This is a genomic window from Paraflavitalea soli (assembly GCF_003555545.1).
Classification (GTDB): domain Bacteria; phylum Bacteroidota; class Bacteroidia; order Chitinophagales; family Chitinophagaceae; genus Paraflavitalea; species Paraflavitalea soli.
Genome location: NZ_CP032157.1, coordinates 4,081,296 through 4,105,787 on the forward strand (window position 1 = coordinate 4,081,296; position 24,492 = coordinate 4,105,787).

At 48.3% G+C, this 24,492-nt stretch carries 18 protein-coding genes; 6 read left to right on the forward strand and 12 right to left on the reverse strand.

Going from position 1 to position 24,492, the window contains the following annotated elements; all coding sequences use genetic code 11:
* Positions 1 to 61 precede the first annotated feature (61 nt).
* Positions 62 to 1,951: an ABC-F family ATP-binding cassette domain-containing protein gene (locus D3H65_RS15090; protein WP_119051108.1), complete on the reverse strand. Its 1,890-nt coding sequence runs from the start codon at positions 1,949 to 1,951 to the stop codon at positions 62 to 64.
* A 226-nt stretch (positions 1,952 to 2,177) separates the two neighbouring features.
* Between D3H65_RS15090 and D3H65_RS15095 the strand changes: the two genes are divergently transcribed.
* A complete protein-coding gene (locus D3H65_RS15095; protein ID WP_162915646.1) occupies positions 2,178 to 3,437 on the forward strand; it encodes a sensor histidine kinase in 1,260 nt (419 codons plus the stop codon).
* 3 nt (positions 3,438 to 3,440) lie between these two features.
* Positions 3,441 to 4,028 carry a methyltransferase family protein gene (locus D3H65_RS15100; RefSeq protein ID WP_119051110.1) on the forward strand — a complete coding sequence of 196 codons (588 nt, stop codon included), beginning with the start codon at positions 3,441 to 3,443 and terminating at the stop codon, positions 4,026 to 4,028.
* 106 nt (positions 4,029 to 4,134) lie between these two features.
* Here the strand turns inward: D3H65_RS15100 and D3H65_RS15105 are convergent, their stop codons facing one another.
* The 6 genes from D3H65_RS15105 to D3H65_RS15130 all read right to left on the reverse strand — a co-directional run bounded on the left by D3H65_RS15105 (position 4,135) and on the right by D3H65_RS15130 (position 9,783).
* Positions 4,135 to 4,443 carry a rhodanese-like domain-containing protein gene (locus tag D3H65_RS15105; protein WP_119051111.1) on the reverse strand — a complete coding sequence of 103 codons (309 nt, stop codon included), beginning with the start codon at positions 4,441 to 4,443 and terminating at the stop codon, positions 4,135 to 4,137.
* 20 nt (positions 4,444 to 4,463) lie between these two features.
* Positions 4,464 to 5,282 (reverse strand): PASTA domain-containing protein, encoded by an 819-nt coding sequence (locus D3H65_RS15110; RefSeq protein WP_162915647.1) that lies wholly within the window; start codon positions 5,280 to 5,282, stop codon positions 4,464 to 4,466.
* A 116-nt stretch (positions 5,283 to 5,398) separates the two neighbouring features.
* Complete coding sequence (locus D3H65_RS15115) at positions 5,399 to 6,394, reverse strand: D-alanine--D-alanine ligase (RefSeq protein ID WP_119051112.1); 996 nt, start codon at positions 6,392 to 6,394, stop codon at positions 5,399 to 5,401.
* A gap of 68 nt (positions 6,395 to 6,462) precedes the next feature.
* The gene (locus tag D3H65_RS15120) at positions 6,463 to 7,143 is read right to left on the reverse strand and encodes a hypothetical protein (RefSeq protein ID WP_119051113.1); all 681 of its coding nucleotides are present in this window, start codon (positions 7,141 to 7,143) and stop codon (positions 6,463 to 6,465) included.
* 373 nt (positions 7,144 to 7,516) lie between these two features.
* Entirely contained in the window at positions 7,517 to 8,983 is a 1,467-nt protein-coding gene (locus D3H65_RS15125) for a hypothetical protein (RefSeq protein ID WP_119051114.1), read from the reverse strand.
* A 452-nt stretch (positions 8,984 to 9,435) separates the two neighbouring features.
* Entirely contained in the window at positions 9,436 to 9,783 is a 348-nt protein-coding gene (locus D3H65_RS15130; RefSeq protein ID WP_119054527.1) for a 4Fe-4S dicluster domain-containing protein, read from the reverse strand.
* 60 nt (positions 9,784 to 9,843) lie between these two features.
* Between D3H65_RS15130 and D3H65_RS15135 the strand changes: the two genes are divergently transcribed.
* The gene (locus D3H65_RS15135; RefSeq protein WP_119051115.1) at positions 9,844 to 10,842 is read left to right on the forward strand and encodes an aldehyde dehydrogenase family protein; all 999 of its coding nucleotides are present in this window, start codon (positions 9,844 to 9,846) and stop codon (positions 10,840 to 10,842) included.
* A 354-nt stretch (positions 10,843 to 11,196) separates the two neighbouring features.
* Positions 11,197 to 12,696 carry a trypsin-like peptidase domain-containing protein gene (locus tag D3H65_RS15140; protein WP_119051116.1) on the forward strand — a complete coding sequence of 500 codons (1,500 nt, stop codon included), beginning with the start codon at positions 11,197 to 11,199 and terminating at the stop codon, positions 12,694 to 12,696.
* A 192-nt stretch (positions 12,697 to 12,888) separates the two neighbouring features.
* Here the strand turns inward: D3H65_RS15140 and D3H65_RS15145 are convergent, their stop codons facing one another.
* On the reverse strand, positions 12,889 to 14,163 hold the full coding sequence (locus D3H65_RS15145) for an alpha-amylase family glycosyl hydrolase (protein ID WP_119051117.1): 1,275 nt from the start codon (positions 14,161 to 14,163) through the stop codon (positions 12,889 to 12,891).
* 87 nt (positions 14,164 to 14,250) lie between these two features.
* Here D3H65_RS15145 and D3H65_RS15150 point away from each other — a divergent pair, with 87 nt between their 5' ends.
* Positions 14,251 to 15,486 (forward strand): 4-hydroxy-3-methylbut-2-enyl diphosphate reductase, encoded by a 1,236-nt coding sequence (locus D3H65_RS15150; protein ID WP_119051118.1) that lies wholly within the window; start codon positions 14,251 to 14,253, stop codon positions 15,484 to 15,486.
* 34 nt (positions 15,487 to 15,520) lie between these two features.
* Here D3H65_RS15150 and D3H65_RS15155 read toward each other — a convergent pair whose 3' ends face one another.
* The 4 genes from D3H65_RS15155 to mgtE form a co-directional block, all read right to left on the reverse strand.
* The gene (locus D3H65_RS15155; protein ID WP_119051119.1) at positions 15,521 to 17,755 is read right to left on the reverse strand and encodes a DUF4954 family protein; all 2,235 of its coding nucleotides are present in this window, start codon (positions 17,753 to 17,755) and stop codon (positions 15,521 to 15,523) included.
* A 61-nt stretch (positions 17,756 to 17,816) separates the two neighbouring features.
* On the reverse strand, positions 17,817 to 19,652 hold the full coding sequence (gene glmS / locus D3H65_RS15160; protein WP_119051120.1) for a glutamine--fructose-6-phosphate transaminase (isomerizing): 1,836 nt from the start codon (positions 19,650 to 19,652) through the stop codon (positions 17,817 to 17,819).
* Positions 19,653 to 19,978: 326 nt separating this feature from the next.
* Positions 19,979 to 22,426 carry a S9 family peptidase gene (locus D3H65_RS15165; protein WP_119051121.1) on the reverse strand — a complete coding sequence of 816 codons (2,448 nt, stop codon included), beginning with the start codon at positions 22,424 to 22,426 and terminating at the stop codon, positions 19,979 to 19,981.
* Between the two features lie 36 nt (positions 22,427 to 22,462).
* On the reverse strand, positions 22,463 to 23,845 hold the full coding sequence (gene mgtE, locus D3H65_RS15170) for a magnesium transporter (RefSeq protein ID WP_119051122.1): 1,383 nt from the start codon (positions 23,843 to 23,845) through the stop codon (positions 22,463 to 22,465).
* 176 nt (positions 23,846 to 24,021) lie between these two features.
* Here mgtE and D3H65_RS15175 point away from each other — a divergent pair, with 176 nt between their 5' ends.
* The gene (locus tag D3H65_RS15175; protein ID WP_119051123.1) at positions 24,022 to 24,405 is read left to right on the forward strand and encodes an SET domain-containing protein; all 384 of its coding nucleotides are present in this window, start codon (positions 24,022 to 24,024) and stop codon (positions 24,403 to 24,405) included.
* The last annotated feature ends 87 nt before the right edge of the window (positions 24,406 to 24,492 follow it).

Sequence of the window (24,492 nt, forward strand, 5' to 3'; positions counted from 1 at the left end):
ACGAGCTGCGAGCCACGAGCCGTGTTTTGCGGTCTCTTTTGGGTGCCAATGGCGGTAATAACTACTCAATTTCACTGAGCTCCAGCCAGCGAAGCTCCTTTTGGTCCAGTTGATCAGCAATCTCGCCTATGCGCACGGCCAATTGCTGAAGTTCATCGAAAGGCGCGTTTCCGCTGTTGAGTTTTTCGGTGACGGCCAACTTCTCTTTTTCGAGGGCGGCAATTTCCTGCTGAATGGTCTCCATCTCTCTTTTTTCCTTGAAAGTCAACTTCCTTTTTTCAACTGCTTTACCGGGAGTTGCTACTGGCTCGGGAGCTTCCACTATGGGCACCGGCTTAGGAACGATGAGCTTGTCGTCCTTGTCTTTGTCTGTAAGCCTGTATTGGGTATAATTGCCCGGGAAATCGGTAATAACACCATCGCCGTCAAACACAAAGAGGTGATCTACCAGCCGGTCCATGAAATAACGGTCGTGGGACACGATGAGAAGACAGCCCTGGAAATCGCTCAGAAAGTTTTCGAGGATGCCGAGGGTAGGCAGATCAAGGTCGTTGGTAGGCTCATCGAGAATGAGGAAGTTGGGATTGCGGAAAAGGATGGACAGGAGGTGCAGGCGGCGTTTTTCACCACCGCTGAGCCTGGAGATGTAGGTGTATTGTTGATCGGGTGGGAACAGAAAGAGATCGAGGAATTGGGCAGCACTTAAAGAGCCGCCGCTGGCGAGGGGAAAACTTTCTGCAATATTTTTGACGAATTCAATGACACGCATGTCTTCTTTGATGGTAAGGCCCTGTTGGGAATAGTTACCAAAGACAACTGTTTCCCCAATATTGATCTTACCGCTATCAGGCTGCTCCATTCCCTGGAGAATGTTGAGAAAGGTGGATTTACCTACGCCATTTTTACCTACCACTCCTACCCGCTCGCCTTTTTTGAAGGTGTAATCAAAACCTTTCATGATGACCTTTTCGCCGTAGCTCTTATACACTTTTTTCAGTTCGGCGATCTTGCCACCCAGGCGGGTCATTTTCATTTCGAGCTGGAGCTTCTGTTCTTCGAGGCGTTGTTTGGCCTTTGCTTCCACTACATAAAAAGCATCCTGGCGGCTTTTGGATTTGGTGGTACGTGCTTTGGGCTGCTTGCGCATCCATTCGAGTTCACGACGGAAGGTATTGCGGGCCTTGTCGATGCTGGCGGCCTCGCTTTCCATGCGGGCAGCTTTTTTCTCGAGGTAATTTTCGTAATTGCCTTTGTATACTACGAGGTTGCTCCGGTCCATTTCCCATATTTCTTCACACACGTTATCGAGGAAATAGCGGTCGTGGGTAACGAGGAGTAGGGTTACGTGCTGCTGGTTGAGGTAATGTTCGAGCCATTCAACCATTTCTACATCGAGGTGGTTGGTAGGTTCGTCCATGATGAGCAATACGTGTTTGTGTTCAAAGCCAATGTCTATGAGGGTTTTGGCTAAGGCCACGCGCTTACGCTGGCCGCCGGATAATGTACCGGCAGGCTGGTTGAGGTGGTGGATATTGAGTTTACCAAGGATCTGTTTTACGCTGGTATCGAAATCCCAGGCGCCGAGTTCATCCATTTTCACAATGGCATCGGTCATCTGTTCGGGGGTACCCTCTTCACTGGCCAGTTCAAATTCCTTGATGGCATTGATGATGGGATGGTTGTGGTGGAAAATATTGTCCAACACGGACAGGTTTTCCTGGAAGACGGGCTCTTGATCAAAGAGGGCTACGGTCACTTCTTTATTGATCCATGCTTTCCCTTCTTCGGGTGTTTCTTTCCCTGCCAGTATTTTAAGCAGGGTGGATTTACCGCTACCGTTCCTGGCTACGAGCGCGATCTTATCACCTTCTTCGATATGGAAAGAAATATTCTGAAAAAGCGGCTTAACGCCATATGACTTGGTAAGTCCCTCAACGGAAACGTAATGCATGGCGCAAAGATAGGGGAATAGGAATACAAGCTCCGAGCCGCGAGCTATGAGCTGCGAGCTGGAGAAAATATCAGCTGCAGACGAGAGTCGGAGCCTGAAATGGGAGATGCCGGATACAGCTGGTAAATGAATGGATACAGGTTATCCTATTTTTTGCGACGAAATCGATGATTGGTATGGAATACAAGTAATTTTTTCGCAATATTGTATGTTTATAGCCTATTGTATGAAAAATCCTCTGCCCTCCTCTGCAAAACTTTCTCTTACCTTCCTGGTATTCGGCATTGGCTGGATATTATTTTCCGACTTTATTACGCTGTCGATCACGAGGCACAATCTTGATGCGTACACCAAATTGCAGCATTACAAAGGCATTTTATTCATGGTGCTGGCAGCCTTGCTGATCTATTTTGTAAGCCGTAAGTTGTATGGCAATATTGAGAAGGCGCGCAAACAGCAGGAGGAGATACTGGAGCGGTATCAATTATTGGGCATGGCTACGAATGATGCGGTGTGGGATTACAATATCGTTACAAAACAGTGTTATACGAACCGTACATTGCAGGAGATGTTTGGCTATACGGCAGATGAATTGCAGGACAATTACCATTGGTGGACGAATAATCTGCATCCTGAAGACAAGGACCGGGTACTGGACACCATTGATAACAAACTGGACAGGGGCGGCACGGTGTGGCAGGATGAATACCGGTTTCGCTGCAAGAACGGAGATTACAAGTCGATCTTTGACCGGGGCTTTATCATGCGTAACAAAGCGGGACAGCCTTACCGATTGATCGGGGCCATGCAGGACATTACAGAACAACGGCTATTGCAGGATACGCTGTTCGAGGCACAAGCAAGGCATAAAGATGAGCTGGCGCAAAGTGTGCTGCAAACAGAGGAAGCTGAGCGGAAGAAACTGGGAGAAGAATTGCATGATAATATCAATCAATTGCTGGGGGTGGTAAAATTGTATATTCAACACGCATTGGTGAACCCCAAAATGCGGGAAGAACTGCTGCAAAAAAGTGCGCATTATATTACGCAAACGATTGAAGAGATCCGGAACCTCTCGCGTTCGCTGCTGCCGCCTGCCTTAAACGAGCAGAGCTTACTGGATAGCCTGTATCAACTGATCGAAGATATACGGCATGCCAAAGAGATCGAGTTCAAGGTGCAACATGAAGGGTTTGATGAAACCAGGATACCGGATAACAAACGGCTGGTGATCTACCGCATCATACAGGAACAATTGAACAATGCATTGAAGCATTCAGAAGCACAGACGGTAGTTATAGACCTGGCGCATCGCGGCCCTCATGTGCAACTTACTATCCAGGACAATGGTATTGGTTTTGACCCGGAGCAGGTGAAGCCGGGTATGGGCCTGAACAATATCCGCAACCGTATTGAAGTATTCAATGGGGAAATGGAGATCCGGTCGGCGCCGGGCAATGGATGTACTTTGGAAGTGAGAATCTAATAAATGACAGCATACCTATATCTGACAGGGCTTTGGGGATTATTCGGGCTTACACATAGTCTGCTGGCGGCCACCTGGTGGAAAGATTGGGTAGCGCGCAGCATGGGTGTGTTTTTCCGGTATTACCGGCTTCTATACTCTCTCTTTGCCTTATTACTGTTGGTGACTATTGTTATTTACGAACTGCAAATACGCTCGTATTGGTTATGGCACATGCCGCTGGGGTTACAACTACTGGCCGGTATTCCGGCACTTGCCGGCCTGGTGATCATGGGGATCTGCATACGCCGGTATTTTTTCTATCTCAGTGGGATCGATGTATTGTATCCCCGGCGGAAAACAACGGCCCAACTTGTGACAAGTGGGCTGAACAGGTATGTGCGGCACCCACTTTATTTTGGTACGCTACTGGCTTTGTGGTCGTTCTTCCTGGTGTTCCCGGAGCTTGGTTACCTTATTACGTGCCTCAGCATTACGGTGTATACCTGGATAGGAACGCTGTGGGAAGAAAAGAAACTGCAACAGGAATTTGGGGCAGCTTACAGGGCTTACCAGCAAAGTGTGCCTATGCTAATACCATTCCGGATGTAGGATGTAGGATGTAGGATTTAGGATTTAGGATTTAGGATGCAGGATTGCTCCGCGATCCTAGATTACCAGCAGGGATTGCAATGGGTTTGAGCTTTGAACCCGCAAATTACCTACCGTATTTGGTTTCCCAATTCATCATACCACCTACGAGGTTTTTGGTATTCTTGAAGCCGAGCATATCGAGGATCATGGCGGCTTGTCCGCTGCGGTTGCCACTGCGGCAGTAAACGATGACCTCTTCTTCCTTGAGTGGTTCCAGATCATCTACCTGCATGGTCTGGAGTTTTCCCAACGGGTATAAAATGCCTCCGATATTAAAATCAGCATGTTCGTGCGGCTCGCGTACGTCGACCAGGTTCAATGATTCACCTGCATCGATACGTGCTTTTATTTCTTCTGCTGTAATATTTTGCATATACTGGGTATTGATAATTATTACGGTTGTTGTGGCGCCGGTGAAGTGGTATCTACAGCACGTGGCGGCGGACGCTGAGCCTGTAACCTTACGTTGATCACCTGTCCCTGGCGTATCATGTTCATACGGCCATCTGGGAGCACGGCGTCGGGCTGTTGCTCGTGGATGTAGGCATTGGCACTGTCTGCCACGCCTGGCTCAAAAGCGGTTGCACCCAGATTAAGCCCATAGGACTCCAGCAATACGCGGGCTTCGGTATAGGTTTTGCCGATGAGATCGGGTACGGGAAATTCTTCATTTCCCAAACCACTGCCTAATACGAGGGAAATACCACTACCCATGGGAAGGCGTGTACCGGGCTTTATACGCTTGCCATTATAATGTTGCTCGAGCACTGCGTTCTTAGCCATGTCGCGCACATAAGAAGTATCCTGGAGCTTAAGGTTGTATTGTTTCAAGGCAATTTCAGCGCTTCGAAAAGTGAGTCCTTCCAGGTTTGGCATTTCAATCTCGGGAGCTACAGCCCTGTTGATGGTGAGGTACACGGTACGGTTGACCTTTACGATATCCTCCCCCTCGGGAAACTGGCGCAGCACGGCCAGGGCTTTGGCGGTATCGTTGTACACGGAATCCTGGATCTGCACATCAAACCCCTGGCTTTCGAGTATTTTTTTAGCCTCTTCAAAAGACTTGCCGGTAACAGTAGGGATAACGAGGGTATCGCCATGCCTGGTTAACAGGTTGAGGGACTGGAGGAAAAGGAATAATATGATGATGACCAGTACGATAGCAAAAAGGATATTCTGCCAGAGGGGTCGTTTGGTAATGAATTTGAACATTGGAAATACAGCGTTTAGAATTCAGAATACAGAATTTAGAATACAGAATGGCTACCGCGGTCTAAACTTCCTTTCTATTAGTTAATTGCTATCCTTTGTTGTTGCCTCGCAACAAATTATTTCTTTTTTCCACGGTCGAGGGCATCTTCGATGAGGGAGGAATAAAAATCCTTGAGGCTCCAACCCATTACCTGCACCTGCTGAGGTACTATGCTGGCTTCGCTTTGGCCGGGCACAGTATTGATCTCCAGCATATAAGGCGCATTTTTGGCCTCATTGTAAATAAAATCAATACGTACTACACCGCGACAGTTGAACACTTCATAGACCTTCCGTGCGGTTTTGCGAATAATATCGGCCATGTGCTCTTCTATCTTCGCCGGGGTCGTTTCGGTGCTTTTACCCTGGTATTTGGCCTCATAATCGAAGAAATCCTTATCGGTTGCTACTTCAGTGATCGGCAATACAATGATGCCTTCGGTGGTTTTGAATACACCTACTGTAAATTCCCTGCCAGCAATAAACTCTTCGATCAGGAGCTGGTCGTCTTCCCGGAAAGCTTTTTCGAGGGCCGAGGCCAGGTCTTCGGCTTTGTACACTTTACTCATGCCAATGCTGGACCCACCATTGTTGGGCTTAACGAATACAGGGAGACTGACCTGTTTTAATATTTCTGCCGGGGTAACGGGACTATGTTTGAAAATATGCAAAGATTTGGCCACATGTATGCCTGCAAAAGCCGCCACAGCCACCGTATAGCGTTTGTTGAAAGTGATGGCGGAGGTAGCTGCGTCGCAGGAAGTGTAGGGAATGCCCATGAGGTCGAAGTATCCCTGCAGTTTTCCATCCTCGCCGGGGGTACCGTGAATTCCAATGAGGACGGCATCGAAAGTGACCTTACGGCCATCAGCTGTAATGGAGAAGTCGCTACGGTCGACAGCTATTTTGCGACCTGTAGTGGTCTCATACCACCAGCCTTCGGTAGTAACGTCGATTTTAAAGACCTCGAATTTGCTGGTATCGATGTTGTTTTCAATGGTAACAGCGCTTTTATAGGAGATCACGGCTTCTGTAGAATAGCCACCGGTAACAAAGGCAATAACAGGCTTCATTGATAAGTTTCGAATTTTCAGCAAATAAACGAAAAAAGTATCGCTGATTACCAGATTTTAAACGCGGATTACGCGGATTGTAGAATTAGGCGGATTTCCGGTGGGAGTTCCAATAGTTTGGCCTGCATTTTACGCCAGCGTTCTTCCCGGGCTTTGTAGCGGCCTTTGCGGTGCTGGTCTTCGAGCCATTGCCGTTTCTTTTCGCGGGCCAGGCGTTTGCGCTCCTTTTCGAGGAGCTCGGCGGTGTTGTCATAACTGCTTTTCCAATGGTTGCGGCCAATGAGGCGGCGGTAGCGGCAGCATTTGGGATTGCTGTTGCGGTGCCTGATGCGGGTTTTGTAATCCTTTGGTCTTTTGACGGGCTGTTGTTTTCGGCCGGTTTGCAAGGGGATGCCGGTAGCCTGTTGGTACAGCACCCAATACTCTACATAAGTTTTCCAGAGGTAATCATAAGCTTCCTGCGGGGTGGCTTCCTGGTTGAGCCTATTGATGGCTTCGCCGGTGAAGTCGCGGTACATCCAGAACTGTCGCCAGTGGAGGGGCAGGTCGCTGTAAATGGCAGCAGCGATCTTAGAAGCCACGGCCAGCCGGTTGGCATAGAACCTGGTTTTGGCAAAAGCAGGGTGATGGAGGACCTTCTCGCGGGTAAGGCGGCTTTTCTTGCGTACGAAGTAGCGGCCCTCCATCTTGTAGAAGGTGAGGTCGTCCCAGGTACACTCGAAAAATAAAGGTCCCAATACTTCGGCCATAGCAGTGATGATTTGAATAATTAAATTTACTGATGATTTGTTGATTTTGGGATAAGGGTGACCGAAATGACTATAATGACCAATAATGACCAAAATGACAATAATGACCGGAATGACAATATTGACCGGAATGACTAAGGGGTAGGAGAACAAGGTATTAGCTATAAGGTGCCAGGTATTAGCAGTACATAATTGATTATTAATTACTTATTATTGGCTTGAGGGTGATTGAGAGGTTGGAATGGTGTCAATGTTTATGAAAATGCGCCTTTACTATGGATGTAGTACGGAAGGAACAGGGATCAAAGTGGGAAGGTCGCGTTGGGAGGCATGGAAGAAAGCGAGTCCTGATAGTTATCAGGATGAAATAGTGCTAAAAACTATATCCTACCCTAAATTTCAGGGCCTGTGCTTTGGGCACCTGCTGGTAGCTGAGGATATCCCACAGCAACTGAACTTTTGTTTTCTTGAATGCTTTGCTCTTGAGAGAGATGATCTTGCTGATACCTACCAGGCCACTTTGCTGCCATTCCTCAGCACGTTGCTGATCCTGGGGAGTTAGTGTTTGGGTATAGGATAGTGGCTGGTAATTGTATTCAAACCCGCCGGAGGCAAAGAAGCTGCCTTTGAGTTTTACATCGAGGAAGGAACGCAGGCCTGCGCCCTGGCTGCTGATATTGATGTTGCGGATGTCTTTGCCCCACCCTACCTTATAGCTGCCGCCCAGGCCAATGATGCTTTTATCGCTGAGCTTATAACCAACGGAGAGCCCGAGATCGGAAGTAGTGGGAAAGAAATTACTGGATTTCTGTGTCTGCAGGTTGGTGCCATATTCCAGCCTTTTCCAGAATGATTTTGTTTTCTGGTTATTGGGTTTGAAATCGGGCATATCCATATCAGCGCCGCCGCCACCCAGTTTATTGATCTTGTCTTTGAGGGTATTTAACTGGGCTTGCGCAGCCTGGAGGTTTTGTTGCAGCATCTGTTGCGCATTGGGGCCTGCGGAAGCCAATTGGTTTTGCATAAGCTGCTGTACCTGGCTACGGGTTTGCAAACCAGCCAGGCTTTGGTTGGTGCCATAACCGGCAGGCACGGCAAACAATCCAGCCAGCTCAGAATGCTGTTGCATGAAAGATTGGAAAGCGGGCAGTTTATTGAGCAGGGACAAAGATTTTGTCAATAGTTTGTCAGGATCGTTCAGCATGTCCTTGTATTCCTGTACCTGCTGGGAGTAATAAAAAAGTTCTTTATTGAAAGCCTGGTATTCTTTGGTGAGGCCTTTGGGAAGTGTGGTATACCGGCTAAGGGTGGCTTTGATCTGTTCTTTGCGCTGCCTGATAAAAGCCTTGACCTGCTCACTTTGCTGTAGCTTGCCTTGTAATTGATTTACCTGTTGCAGGGAACCAGTGATCTTTTTGGCTTCTTCGGAATTGAGGAGGCCGCTGTTTTGCTGCAGAAATGCAAGGGATGTTTTCAATGAGTCTACGTAGGGCATGTATTGGCCACCTACACGTCCGGTGATGGCGGTGGGGCTCTTAAGTTGTTCGGAAAGTTTGGCGTATTGTTCAGCACTGCCATCAAAGAGTTGTTTGGCGGCAGTGGAATCGGTCTTCATTAATTTCTTTCTGAGTTTCTCTTCTTTCCTGGCGAGCCGCTGGAGGTATTTTTCGGTTTGCCGGGTAAGCTGTTCTTCGAGCTTATCGGTCTTTTTTTGAATTCGCTCATTAAAGCGGGCAGGAAAATTAAGGATCTTATCAGTGAAGGAAGCAGGTTCCTGGGCTGCTGCTTGTTGCAGGCAGACAAGATTCAGAAGCAATATAAATAGCCAGGGCTTTTTCACAGACAGAAGGTTTGGGTTCCGGTGATCAGTTCGGTGGCATTGATCACAGTATTTGGTTAAGCAAAAAAAGATTCCGAACTGCCCGCCCGCCAGGGGCAAAATTGGCGTTTTCGTTGTTGTGAAGTAAGGACTAAATTTTCAAACGGCAAAGGACAAACCAATAAGTGCGCAGTTTGGGTGTATAAGTGTGCAGATTTGGCCGGTAAGTGTGCGGCGAAAAAGCTGCGAGCAACAAGCTGTGAGCCGTTTGCTTCGAACTGCTTTTGGGTAGCAGAACGGCGTAAAAATCGGAAAGGTGAAGGACGTTTGTCACTTCACCTTTCTACAACGGGAAATATCACCCGCCTGCTTGAAGTAGTACTCGGACTACATTTACTATTTGAATACTGTTAAGTTACGATTTAAAAACACCCTGTTCCAAATTCCGGAAGGGTTACTTATGCACAATGCACTTAAAGGTGCATCTTTTCTTTTTTGGCCAGAAGCTCATCGACGGTTTCCTGGTACATTTCATCGGGTACGCAGCAATCCACCGGACAAACGGCGGCACACTGGGGTTCTTCGTGAAAACCCTGGCATTCAGTGCATTTGTTGGGAGTGATATAGTACATATCGACGCTAATGGGTGCAAAACGCTGGTCTGCATCCACTACGCTCCCATCGAGAAGGGTAAAAGGGCCTTTTACATTGGTACCATCGGTAATAGCCCATTCAACACCTCCTTCATAGATAGCATTATTGGGGCATTCTGGTTCGCAGGCGCCGCAATTGATACATTCTTCTGTTATTTTAATAGACATATATTGCTTGAATTTTAATGGATCGAATACAGTTATTTTGCACGACAAATATAAGCTGTAATGAATTTACAACAACGTATAGATTTACTGAAGCGGTTGGGCGAATATATTTTATCTACTGATAATCAATGGGCAGCGGCCAAGGAAAAGGCTTTTCGTGAAAATGGCTGGTTTACGCCTGCCTTTATAGAATTGTCGGCCAATAGCATTGCCAATGCTTATTTAAACCCGGCTGCCTTATTGGCCTGGGCGACACAATACGGTATTCCGGCGGAGAATGCGCATCCTAAAAACGTAGGCATTGTAATGGCGGGCAATATACCGCTGGTGGGTTTTCACGACTTCCTGAGTGTATTCCTGAGTGGGCACCGGCAAACGATCAAACCTTCGTCGAAGGACGAAGTACTGATACGGCACCTGGTGGAGCAATTGCATGGCTGGGAGCCTGCTACGCAGGCACTGATCGGACTGCAGCCGATGTTGAAAGGGTGTGATGCCTATATTGCCACGGGCAGTAATAATTCGGCCCGTTATTTTGACTATTACTTTGCGAAATTTCCGCATATTATCCGGCGCAACCGTACTTCGGTAGCGATCCTGGATGGGAATGAAACGGTGGAAGAGCTGGCCTTGCTGGCGGATGATGTATACCAGTATTTTGGGTTGGGCTGCCGGAATGTGACGCAATTGTATGTACCGCAGGACTACGATTTTGTACCCCTATTGGAAACGTTCAGGAAATACACTGAGCTGGCTGATCACCACAAGTACAAGAACAATTATGATTACCAGCTGGCTATCCTGATCCTGAATAAGCAATATTATATGACGAACGGGAGTATTATCCTGCACGAGAACGGATCGCCTTTCTCCCCCATCAGCCAGTTGCATTACACATTTTACAAGGATGAGCAGGCTACGGCGGCTTCTTTACTGGAAAACGCCGATATTCAATGTGTGGTGGGCAAAAAATGGCTTCCTTTTGGCCAGGCGCAACAACCCGGACTAACGGACTATGCTGACGGTGTGGATACGATGGAATTTTTGATGTCGCTGTAAATCTATCATCCGGAAGCCAAAAAGCCGGAAGCCGGCATGAGGAAAGAATGGCAGGCGGGAAGACGGAAAGTCGGAAAAAGCGGAAGCCCGGAAAGTCAAAAAGTCGGGAAGATGAGGGGGCAAGAAAAGGTTTGACTTTTGTGATCATCGTGCAGTTTTGGATCACCTAACTGGTTGAATTTCCGAGTTTATGTTTTAAATTTGTATCACCAAGTACGAAGACTTTAGTAAATTAATTGTTAAACCGGACCCCCGGTATGATCCTTATAGGTTTTGTGGTGTTAATTTGTTGTGACCGGGCATGTAATTTGAATTTGTATTTTTTCACCAGCAAAAAATAAAATCACACAGTATATGAAGTTTAAACAGATAGCAGCTATTGTGTTGTTGAGTGCTGCGACAACGTTTGCTACGATGTGGGGCTACCAACGGTATGCAAAACAGGACACCTATGTTTACCAGAATGACAATAATGACAGCGGTAAGATCCCGGCCAATTATGCGGATTTTAAAGGATTGACGAATGCGCCGGCAGACTTTGTGCCAGCGGCCAATGCGGCGATACCGGCCACGGTGCATATTAAAACAAAAGCTACGCGTACGGCCAGCAATAACCTGCCGCGCAGGAGCCCATTCGGCGACCTGTTTGACATGGACCTGGATGATGTATTTGGTGATCGTATGCGGTCTGTTCCTCAAATGGCCTCCGGCTCGGGTGCTATCATCAGCGAGGATGGCTACATTGTTACGAACAATCACGTGGTAGAGGGCGCCGATGAGATCAATGTGACGCTGAACAATAAAAAATCTTTCAAAGCCAAACTGGTAGCTGCTGATCCCAGCAGTGACCTGGCTGTAATCAAAGTAGAAGCGAAAGGTCTTCCTTTCCTGATCTATGGCAACTCTGACGAAGTAAAAGTAGGACAGTGGGTATTGGCTGTAGGTTATCCTTTAACGCTGGAGACTACGGTTACAGCGGGTATCGTGAGCGCCAAAGGCAGAACGCTGGACATCAACAGCCGTCAGAGCCGTACACCGGTAGAATCCTTTATTCAAACGGATGCTGCGGTAAACCCCGGTAATAGTGGTGGTCCGCTGATCAACACAGACGGCAAGCTGATCGGTATCAACTCGGCCATTGCTTCTCCCACAGGGGCCTATGCGGGTTATTCCTTTACGATCCCGGTGAATATTGTTAAGAAAATAGTAGCGGACCTGATGAAGCATGGTACGGTACAAAGGGCTTACCTGGGTATTGAATATCCCCGTGAGAACCTGAGTGATGAAGTGAAAGAACAGAACGGCATCAAAGAAGGAGAAGGTGTATATGTATTGAATGCACGTACTGAAGGCGCAGCGGCTGCTGCCGGTATCAAGAAAGGTGATATCATTACCAAGATCAATGGTGTACCGGTCGTAAGCGGTGCTGATATGGTAGGACAGATCGCTACTTACCGTCCCGGCGATAAAGTAAATATTTCCTATAAACGTGATGGCAAGGAGCAGACCACTGCTGTAACGCTGCGCAATGCAACCGGCTCTACGGACATTGTACGTACTTCCGTATTGGACAAACTGGGTGCAGAACTGGAAACGCTGAGCAAGGAAGATGCGAAAAGCCTGGGTGTAGCCGGCGGCGTGGTGATCAAAGGCATCAGTGGTAAAGGAGCCCTGAGCAAGGTGCGTGTACAGGAAGGATATGTGATCGTAAAAGCGGACGGCAAGGAAGTGAAAACGGTTGATGAATTCCGCAAGGTACTGGAAAGTGCAGGTAGCAGTGTAAAAGTGGAAGGGATGTATCCTGGTTATGAGGGTATATATCCGATTGTGATCCCGATGAACAACGCGAATTAAGCTTTCATCATAATAAAGGTGCGGCGGGGCTCTCAAAAGGAGCCCCGCCGCTTTATTGGCAAAAGGGTGAGCCGCCTTTGAGAAGGCGACCCACCCTTTTGCTTTTACCCTTCGACAAGCTCCTTTAGATCAGGGTGAGCCGCCCTTAGAGGGCGACCCACCCTTCGACAAGCTCAGGGTGACAGGTTTAGTCTATTGATCGGTCAAAACGAGGTAATCCCAGGCTTTGAGGTCGATGGTAGATTGTGGAGTAATGGTAAAGAGACTATTATCAAAGATGTTGGTAAAGGAGCCCTGCACCTGACCATCCGGTAACTGGATGGAGGCGGGCTGCGGGGAGAGATTCAATAATACGAGCAATTGCCTGTTCTCATACCGCCGCAGGAAAACGAATATCCGTTCGTTTTGAGTAGTTGCCAACCGGATGGGTTGTGTGGCGCTGGCGGTATTGATAGCAGGATGTTGTTTGCGCAGCCGATTGAGTACTTTATAAAAATCGTGGAGCTGGTTGCGGCCTGTCCACTCAATAGGGTCTTTATCGAAAAACTTCAGGCGCTTGAGGTTAGGCAATTCCTGTCCGCTGTACATCAACGGGATGCCGAACCAGGTAGCATTGAAAACGGCCAGGGGCCTGGCAGCGCCATCGTACTTCTCATACTCGGTGCCATTCCAGCTGTTTTCGTCGTGATTGGCGGTAAAGAATAAAGGACAGGTGCCGGTGGGAAACTCCTGCAGGTACATTTGCAGGAGATCATCCAGGCTCTGGAGGCTTACCTGGCCTTTGCTGAACTTTTCGGTTTGGTGCATCCAGCGCCAGGCATAGCAGGTGTCAAATACATCGAGGTAGAGCAGGTCTTCTGTTTCGGCGAGCCAGAATAAGGGTTTTATGGGATCGAGGGCAGTGCGCGCCTGCCGCCAGAAATCCAGGGGCACGAGGTGGGCCATATCGCAACGGAAGCCATCTATATTGCATTCCCTGATCCAGAAATCCATATCGGCGATCATTGCCTGCCGCATGGGTTGATCGTAATAATTCAAGTCGATCACATCATCCCAGCCATGGGTATCATAGAACTTACCGTCGATGTCTTTTTTATAATATTCGGGATGGGTGCTGGTCCAAATATGATCAAGGCCAGTATGGTTGGCCACCCAGTCAATGATGACCTTCATGCCGGCAGCATGGGCCTGCTGTACGAGGTTTTTGAAATCGGCTACGGTACCGAATTCGGGATTGGTGGTGCCATAATCGGAACAGGCATAATAGCTGCCCATCGTGCCTTTGCGGCCGGCCTTGCTGATGGGGGTAATGGGCATGAACCAAAGGACCTCTACGCCCATATCGGCCAGCCTGGGAAGGTGCTGAGCAAAGGCTGCAAAAGTTCCTTCCGGGGTATATTGACGGATGTTGACTTCATAAATATTGGTATCAGTGCTCCAGGCTACAGGTGTAAAGCGTCTCAGCATAAAATCATTATAGGTTGGAAACGATACGAATATATAGCTTCTGCCGGTATATGGCGCATTCGACGGCAACTTTGTACCTTTGCAGGGATGAAAACATTCAACGTCCCCATCATCTATCGCAGCCCGCTGATCAATGCTATTAAAAATAAACGGAAGGCAGGGGATAAGATGAAAAAAGATTTCACCCCTACGCTGTTGGACCTGGGCGCTTTGCATATTTACCTGGCGCGCCATTTTGGGTTTTGCTATGGGGTGGAGAATGCTATTGAAATATCTTTCCGTACGATCGAAGAAAATCCAGGCAAACGTATCTTCCTGTTGAGTGAAATGATCCACAATCCACAAGTGAATGCCGATCTGCAGGCAAGAGGAGTACAGTTCTTACAGGACACGTATGGTAAGCAATTGATCGCTTTTGAAGAACTGAGACCAGATGATGTGGTGATCATCCCGGCCTTTGGCACTACGCTGGAGATTGAAGAAAAGCTTAACAACTTGGGCATTCCCACTGAAAAATACAATACGACCTGTCCATTTGTGGAGAAGGTATGGAACCGCAGTGACCAAATAGCGAAGAAAGGCTATACGATCGTGATCCATGGTAAACCGAAACATGAAGAAACGAGGGCGACTTTTTCGCATGCTGCCCAAAATGCGCCTTCTGTGATCGTGAATGATATGCAGGAAACGCTTTTACTGGGACAATACATTACAGGAGAGAAGGAAGCAGCTGGCTTTTATACTGAATTTGCCGGCCGGTATTCAGTGGGCTTTGATGTAACGAAAGACCTGCAACGGATCGGAGTAGTGAACCAGACAACGCAACTGGCTACGGACACGCAGGCGATCGCAGATTATCTCAAGCAAACAATGCGGCAGCATTATGCGCTGACAGATGCCAATATTGGGGACCGGTTTGCAGATACGCGGGATACGTTGTGCTATGCCACGAATGATAACCAAACGGCCATTACGCATATGTTGCACACAGCCGCCGACCTGGCGATCGTAGTAGGTGGTTATAACTCTTCCAATACGACACACCTGGTAGAACTGTGTGAAGAAAAACTGCCTACGTATTTTATCAACTCAGAAGAAAAGCTGCTCTCCGGCAAGGATATCCTGCATTACAATTACCACACTAAACAAGAAATAGTGTCTAACGATTATCTCCGGGCACAGGAGCCTGTGCGCATACTCATCACCAGCGGAGCATCCTGCCCGGATGCATTGGTGGAGGGAGTGATACGGAGGTTGGCATCCTTTTATGGAGTGGAAAATACAGTGGATGAGCTCGCAGCCAGGTTTGAAGGGAATGCGTGAAGAAGCCCCGAGCTGTGAGCCGTTTGCTATTAGATTAAGCCATTTTCAGTTCTTTACCCAGCTGCCATTTTTTAGAGAGTTGTTGAATTGTTTTTTTATAGGCTTCCAGGCCGGCTTGCTCTTGTTTGATAAAGGTATTATCAGATAGTTTTCCCACCACTTTATTCATAGCTGCTGTGGTTTCGTAGACCATTTTACGGAAAGGATTGTTGTAATCCTTCGCACGTGAATCGTAGATACCTTTTACCATCCATTCTTTGGTACTGATGCTTTGCTGCAAGAGTTGTTGCAGGATGGGGCCCGTTGCCTTTTTGAGGTTGATGCCGTGTACTTCTTTTAAAGCAGCCAAGGCATGGGACAATTTTTCCTGTGGATAGCTCTGCGACTGCTGTTCATAAAAGGCGTGGATATCTTTCCAGCTTTTAACACGGCCGGTGTGGATCTGTTTGATGAGTTTATCGAGGGCAGCACGTTCGATCAGCTGGCCACCTGCATTTATCCAGGGAGCAACCTGGGGTTTTGCAGGTAAAGAATCTGTTAACTGATCGAGTGATCTGATATTATTACGATGGGTGTGATCCAACAGTTGCTGTACTGCATAATAAGCCACGAGCTCTCTGAAAATACGGTAAGCTGCGGGCACTTTAATGAGTACTACGGGACGGGTACTATTTTCAAAACCTTCGGCCAGTATTTCCAGCTCACGTACTACAGGATCATTATTATCGAGCAGTTTTTTGCCGATGGCAGTAATGTCTTCTTTCGTTAATTTTTTGTGGTTGCCTTCTCTTGTAAGCCATGCTTTGCCAGTGTATAGTTGCAAGAGGGAAAGTGCCTGTATGATCTCATTTACAGAGTCAGGAGCCAGGAAGTTGAATTCTATGTGCTGCGTTTTATCGATCCTTTTATCGCGGTCCACATACTTCCAGGAATTGCGGGCGAGTGCGTACATATTGTACAGGAACCAGTAAGCAGGCATTACCACAAGGCGATTGTTGGTAACATCATTACTTACGAGGGAAAATGGCAAGGGGATATCGAGCTCCACGGGAAAGTCGCCTTTGGCCAGGATGGTAAAAGTGGCAAACCGTGAATTGTGTTTGATGCTAACGCAGAGGCCGGGCCAGAATCCACGCCCTGCTATCAATTCGCCATCGGGGCTGCGGGAATTGTGGTTGGAGCCAATGGTGGCTCCTGCGGCCATATTGCTTTGGCCCTGTACGAGGGCAGCGCAAAGGAAAGAGTTGTTGTGGTGTTGTTCATGTGCCGGATAGATCAGGGAATTGAGCACTTCGCAACAGGATATGGTGGAGTTGTCGCCTAAATAGGAATTGATCAACCGGGCGCCATACTTCAACTGGGAGTGGGAAGCCAGGAAGAAGCGGACTGCTTTAACGCCGTAGAACAGGCGGCAGCCATAACCAATGATACCATTTACCAGTTCGCACCCCTCTCCTACCTGGGTGGGAGCTTCGGCGGAAGAATTGATGGTCACATTCTTGATCTTGTTGGCACCCTTGATGTAGGCATCAGAACCAACATTCACATCTTTCACGATGCGGCAATTTTTAATGACGGTGCGATCGCCAATGGAACCGTAATAACCGCGGCGGGTATCAAATCTTTGCTGGGTAAACAGTTTTAGTTTATCCTGCAGCAGGGTATCATCGCGGAACTGGGTCCATAACCAGGCATCGCCGGGCAACATGCCATCGAAAGGAATGATGCGGCGGCCTCCGTTCTCATTGCACACTTCCATCCAGATGCGTATATTTTCTTCCTCGCCCTCTTTAAGGATACCATTACCAAACTTGGCATGGTCGGTGGCATCAATTTCATTGACATTGACCAGGATGACCTCACTGCCGGTAATATAGTGTGATATGAAGTTGACATTATCTACGACCACATTGTCACCAAAGTCGCAACTGATAATGGTACTGTTGTAGAGGCCAACCGGCCGGCGCAGGTTATGAAACTCCAGGTAATAGGGTTCCAGTTTGCCTATGCGCACGAGGCCAAAGAACTTACAATTCTGCACCAACTCAGGATTGAAGGCATTGGATACGAGGATATGGTTCCAGTTGTCAGAGGTATTGCGGTTGCGGACCAGCACTTCAATTTCGTAGGCGGTGAGCTGCCGGTAATGAATACCGTTCTCATTTTGCTGGTTGCGCAGGTAATATTCATCTTTTCCTTTGGGAATGTATTCCGCAGGAATAAAGTGATACCCTAAAGTATGTAAAGGGCTTTTCTTAATAACATTCATAGCTGATCTTGTTACTGGTTAAGCTGCAAGCTACGAGCTGCGAGCCATGAGCTGCGAGCAGTTATTCTACTGTTACACTCTTTGCCAGGTTTCTCGGTTTATCAACATCCAGTCCTTTGGCTACACCAATATAATAGGCCAGGAGTTGCAATGGAATGACGCTGAGCAGGGGGGCCATGAGTTCGTCGGCTGCAGGTACAACAATGACATCATCGGCCATTTTGCTGATGATCTCATCGCCTTCGGTAATGACGGCAATGACCTTGCCTTTGCGGGCCTTGATCTCCTGGATATTGCTCACGATCTTTTCGTGGTAGGAATCTTTGGTGGCTACAAAAACAACGGGCAGGGTTTCATCTACCAGGGCGATGGGGCCGTGCTTCATTTCAGCAGCGGGATAGCCTTCGGCGTGTATATAGGAGATCTCTTTTAATTTGAGGGCGCCTTCAAGGGCGATGGGGAAATTGTATCCACGACCCAGGTACAGGAAGTCTTTGGCGTCTTTGTATTTTTCGGCCAGTTTACGGATGGCTTCGCTGTCTTTCAGGGCAGCGGGCACTTTCTCGGGGATTTCCTGCAGCTCATTGAGCAAATGCATAAACCGTTTGTTATCTATGCTGCCTTTTTCATGGGCAATTTTGAGGGCTATCATGGTGAGCACGACCACCTGGGCTGTGAAAGCTTTGGTGCTGGCCACGCCAATCTCCGGGCCTGCATGGGTATAGGCGCCTGCGTGGGAGATACGGGCAATGGATGAGCCGACCACATTGACCACCCCAAAAATGGTGGCGCCCTGTTCTTTGGCTTTTTCAATAGCCACCAGGGTATCTGCGGTCTCTCCGCTTTGTGATACGGCAATGATGACATCGCCTTTATGAATAACAGGGTTGCGGTAACGGAATTCGGAGGCATATTCGACCTCCACGGGAATGCGGCAGAGTTCTTCTATTACGTATTCTGCTACCAGCCCGGCATGCCAGCTGGTGCCGCAGGCCACAATGATAATGCGGGAAGCATTTTTAAGCTGTTCAATATTGTTCTGAACACCTGCCATGGTGATGGTTCCGGCAGCAGCATCGAGGCGACCACGAAGGCAATCGAAAATGGTGTGCGGCTGTTCAAATATTTCTTTGAGCATGAAATGGTCGTAACCGCTTTTTTCAATAGCGGCGAGTTCCATATCGAGCTTTGTGATGAAAGGAGTTACCTTTTCATTTCCCAGGTTTTTGAGGATGAGCTCATCGGGACGGATGATCGCCAGCTCATAGTCATTAATGTACACTACTTCTTTGGTATACTCAATAATGGGAGAAGCATCGGAGGCCAGGAAATGCTCTCCCTTGCCAATGCCGATCACCAGGGGGCTTCCTTTGCGGGCTGCAATCAATGTATCGGGATTGTCCTGATCGATCAATACGATCACATAGGCGCCTGTAACGCGTTTCAGGGCGATGCGTACGGCTTCTTCCAGTCCGCAGTCGTTGTTAAGCTGAATGTCCTCAATAAACTTGAGAAGGACTTCGGTATCTGTATCGCTGGAAAAGGTGTACCCCTTTTTCTGGAGTTCGCCTTTCAGTTGTGTATAGTTTTCGATAATGCCATTGTGGATCATGGCCAGTTTTCCGTTGGCAGAGATATGTGGGTGCGCGTTGCGGTCGCTGGGTTCACCATGGGTAGCCCATCGTGTGTGACCAATGCCGGCATTGGCATGCAGGTCTTTCCCTACGAGGCTTTCTTCGAGTTCTGCTACTTTACCTTTTTTCTTGTACACCTTCAGGCCGCTATTCAGGAGTGCCACACCGGAGCTATCGTATCCACGATATTCCAATCGTTTTAAACCTTTGAGGATAACAGGATATGCTTCTTTAGGACCGATATAGGCTACAATTCCACACATATAATTAGGTTTCGAGTTTCTGGTTTTGCGTTTCGGGTTCTTTTGACCGGAGTTCCTGAAAATATTCAGACAGCTTTCTCCGACAGAACAAACGTTTGCGCAATTTATTGAAAATTACGCCGATTATGCAAGATTATGCCAGCCATCCAAGGTTCTAACAATGGTAAACCGTTGTAGCATGCACAAAATGGCGCTTGTTCAGCAAACAACAAACGAAAAAAAAGGGCTTTCCTTGCGTTGGCGGGATGAACTTTTTAAACTGCTCAAAAAAAGTAAAGGTGGACCGCTTCCCTAAAGCGGCCCACCTTTACTTTAATTACCATTATTTATTTTTTCAGGTGTGTCTCGAAGAGCTTATAGATACGCTTGTATTCATCGGTCCAGCTGCTGGGCTCTACAAATCCGTGGTCTTCCATGGGGTAAACAGCCAATTCCCAGTTGTCCTTACCCAGCTCAATGAGTTTTTGGGAGATGCGCACAATATCCTGGAAGTGGACATTTACATCTACCATACCATGACACATTAAAAGGTGTCCTTTGAGGCCAGCGGCAAAATTGATGGGGGAACTGCGCTGGTATGCCAGGCTGTCATTGAAGGGCTCATTGAGGATATTGGCGGTATAGCCATGATTATAGTGTGCCCAGTCAGTAACAGAGCGCAGGGCGCCGCCGGCTGCAAATGTTTCGGGTTCATTGAACATGGCCATCAGGGTAATAAAGCCACCATAAGATCCTCCGTATAAGCCGATGTGCTTAGGATCAACGCCCAGTTTTTCTACGAGGTATTTAGCTCCGTCTACCTGATCGCTCAGGTCTTTGCCACCCATATGGCGGTAGATGCCGGTGCGCCAGTCGCGGCCATAACCGGCACTGCCCCGGTAGTCGATGTCCAATACGGTATAACCCTGATCGGCGAGCATGTTGTGGAACATGAATTCGCGAAAGTAGCTGCTCCACCATTTATGGGCATTCTGGAGGTAGCCGGCGCCATGTACAAATATGACGGCTGGTTTGGAAGGATGTGGCTGTGCGGGACGGAATAAACGGGCATATACTTCTGCGCCATCTTTGGCTTTGAAGGTAATCACTTCCGGATCTTTCCAGGCATAGGCTTTAAACTCTTCGGATTGGGCGGCAGTAGTGATCTGCCGGATCTTACCGCCGGGTTTGTTTTCCTGGAGGTAAAGTTCCCAGGGCTTATTGCTGTAAGAATAGAGGATGGCCAGCCATTTTTCATCGGGAGAAAGGGTCACCTGGTTGGCGCCTGTCATGGTGGTAATACGTTCTGCCTTGCCGCCATTTACGGGCAGGCGGTAGAAATGTTGTTCACCGGGGTGCACCTCATTGGTGGTGAGGTAGAAATATTTTTTGTCTTTGGAGAGGATGGCGCGTTGAACTTCATATTTACCGCTGGTCAGTGCCTTCTTCTCTTTGGTTTGCACATTGATGGTGTAGAGGTGGGAATAGCCGGTGGCCTCAGACTGGAACCAGAAGGTAGCAGCATCTATCCAGCCGGTATTGAAACTACCAAAGCCGCTGGTGCCGGGGCCACCTATCCAGGCTTCGTCGCGCTGGCGATCGAGCAGGGAAAGTTTACCGGTAGGTCCGTCGAGGAGCATCAGCCAGCGGTCTTTGTTGTCCTGTGACCGGATCTCTACTACGGCATATGCTCCGTTGGGGGACCAGGATGCGTTTTGAAAACTAACAGGTCTTACAGGAGGGTTCTTTGTTTTTTCGGCATAGGTGGCGGGATAATCCTTTGCATAATCGGGCAGGTCCCTGATACCGGGTATGGAATCTGTTTTCACCAGGAAAACGGTGTCTTTCATGGTATCGAAGACAAAGAATTCCTGGGTACTTTGGGGCGTGCCTACTTTGGTACGGCCGGGGATATCTTCTGTAAATCCGCTTTCGGTTACATAGTTGGGCACAATGGTGTTCTTGCCGCCGGTAGCGGTCTTTATCAACCGGTAGCTGATAAATCGTCCATCGGCGCTGATAGCAGTTCCAAAGAGGGATTTATCTTCTGTGCTGATGGTGCGTAAGGTTTTTTCCTTGGGTAATGCCTTGCGCATAGAGTCGGCCAGTTCACGTTTTTCTTTCCGGCTTTGCAGTACCAGTGAGTTGTCGAGCGCTTCTTCCTGTAACCATTTTTCCTGGGGATTGCCAGTGGCGGCGGCCCTGCTTCCGCGGAAGCCTCCTCCCCCGCCCTGACCACCGCCGCGCTGGGGAGCCACTGTGACGGGTGCAGAAACACCCCCTTGTTGAAAATTGGTGAGCTGGGTGGTAGTACCTGTAGTGATATCCCAGGCATACACATTGTTGCCACGGGTGTATACTATTTTATTATCGTTGAAAGAGAACAGGGGATTGCTCTCAAATTCTGTGGTGAGGGTAACGGGCCGCTGCAGACCGGTCTTTACATCGGCCAGGTAGACATCGCCCTGGCGGGTAAATACGTAATGGGTGCGCTTGTTGTTGTAGCGTACACTGCTTTCATCGAGCAGGTCCTGCCTGAAGGCCCAGGTCGTCTTTTGGGGTGTGAGGGCGGTGGTAGTTATGAACCAGGTAGAATCGGACACTGCTTTTTCGGGATTCCAGCTGAACAGGAGGTACTTACTATCCCATGACCATTCGGGTTCGGAAGGAGAAGTACCAATCCATTTGGGATCGCGCATGATCTTTTCGACGGTTAGTGCAGTACCGGGGCTGGTCTGGCTGGTTGCAGATAATGCCATCAGCAAGGCCAATGGAACGAGCATTGATTTTCTCATGAATGTTATTTGTGATATGTGGGGTGTTGGAATTAATTAAAGCAAAATACCCCGCAAAAAGATATAAGCAGTGGAAAAATATATGATAAGGCCGGTTACATCCACCAGCGTAGCTACGAAAGGAGCAGAGGAAGTAGCAGGATCGGCGCCCAGCTTTTTCAGCACGATGGGCAGCATAGAACCAGACACGGTTCCCCACAAAACAACGCCTACCAACGAGAAGCCTACGGTGAAGGCGACCATGAGGGTATGATCGCCATAAGTATGAAAGATGGTATTCCAGAATACCACGCGGAAAAAACCTATGAGGCCAAGCATGGCGCCCAGCATGAGGCCGGAAATGATCTCTCTTCTCAGCACCCGCCACCAATCGATCAGGGTGATCTCTCCCACGGCCATGGCCTGTATGATCAGGGTGGAAGCCTGTGATCCGCTATTGCCGCCGCTCGAAATAATGAGGGGCACGAACAAGGCCAGCACGACGGCTTTTTGTATCTCATCTTCAAAATAACCCATGGCAGTAGCGGTGAGCATTTCACCGAGGAACAATACAACGAGCCATACCACCCTTTTTTTGAACAATTTCATGATGGGCATTTCGAGATAGGGTTCATCCAATGCTTCGGTACCACCCATTTTCTGCATGTCTTCACTGAACTCTTCATTGGCCACCCACAGGATATCATCGATGGTAACGATACCCAACAGCAGATTTTTATCGTCAATGACGGGCAAGGCCACGCGGTTGTTCATTTTGAATACCTGGTTGGCTTCTTCCTGGTCGTCGTTCACATGCAGGGCAATGAAACGATTGTCGATGAGCTCACCCACATTTTTTTCAGGACCGGCGAGTAATATTTCCCTGATCCTGATGTCATCTACAAACTCACCTTTATCGGTCACGACATAGATCACATCAATTGTTTCGCTGTCTTTTCCCACTTCACGGATATGTTCCAGTACTTCCTGTACGGTCCAGTCTACCTGCACAGCAATATAATCGGGGGTCATCAGCCTTCCTACACTGCCTTCGGGGTAACCGAGCAGGGCGAGGGTAACGCGGCGCTCTTCGGGATCCAGGAGCCTGATGAACTCTTTTACGACTTCACTGGGCAGTTCTTCGAGGAAGGCGGTACGGTCATCGGCTGGTAGTTCATTGAGGAGTTCGGCTGTTTTATAAGGCGGCAGTTCCTGTATGATGGCTTTTTGGGTAGAGAGGTCGAGGATCTTGAATACGCTGGCAGCACGGTGCATATTCATGTGCTGGACGATCTGGCTTTCGTATTCGGGCAAATCATTGATGAGCTCTGCCACGTCGCTGATGTTCTGGTCATTGAGGAACTCCCGGATAGAAGTTTCATTGCCACTGTGCATCAGTTCTTCAAACTGCTCCTGGAGGGTGATGTTGTCAGTGCTCATTGGTCAAATTTAAGGGAATACTCAATAGTGAGTAGTCGATGTTCAAAGGCGGGTGTAAAGGTAAGGAAGGTCTTAGATTAATTTTTTGAGATCATCGGGCAGGGCGGCGGGCGTTCGAAAATAATGGCTAATTTGGGCGGGTAAGCATTTCCAGACCCTCATACCTCGAATTTCATATGATCCTGCCATGTTTATTTATTGCTCCTACCCGGGAGATGGGCCGCGGTGTATTTACTTCCCAGAGTCTGGAAGCGGACAGTATTGTTGAGATATCGCCGGTGATCGTAATGGGTGAAAAAGATCGTGTATTGCTCGATCAAACGGTGCTGCACGATTATATTTTTGAGTGGGGCAATGACCGGAAGCAATGCTGCATGGCATTGGGCTATGTACCGATCTATAACCATTCCTACACCTCCAACTGCGAGTATGAGATGGATTATACGCATGAGATCATCACCATCAAAACGGTACGTTTTATCAAGGCAGGGGAAGAATTGTTCATTAACTATAATGGTAACTGGGACGACAGCAAGCCTTTGTGGTTTGAGGCAACATAACAAAGGTGAGCCGCCTTTGGAAGGCGACCCACCTTTGTCAGCTGCGAGCTATGAGCTGCGAGCTTCGAGCCGTTTGCCTCGCTGTCT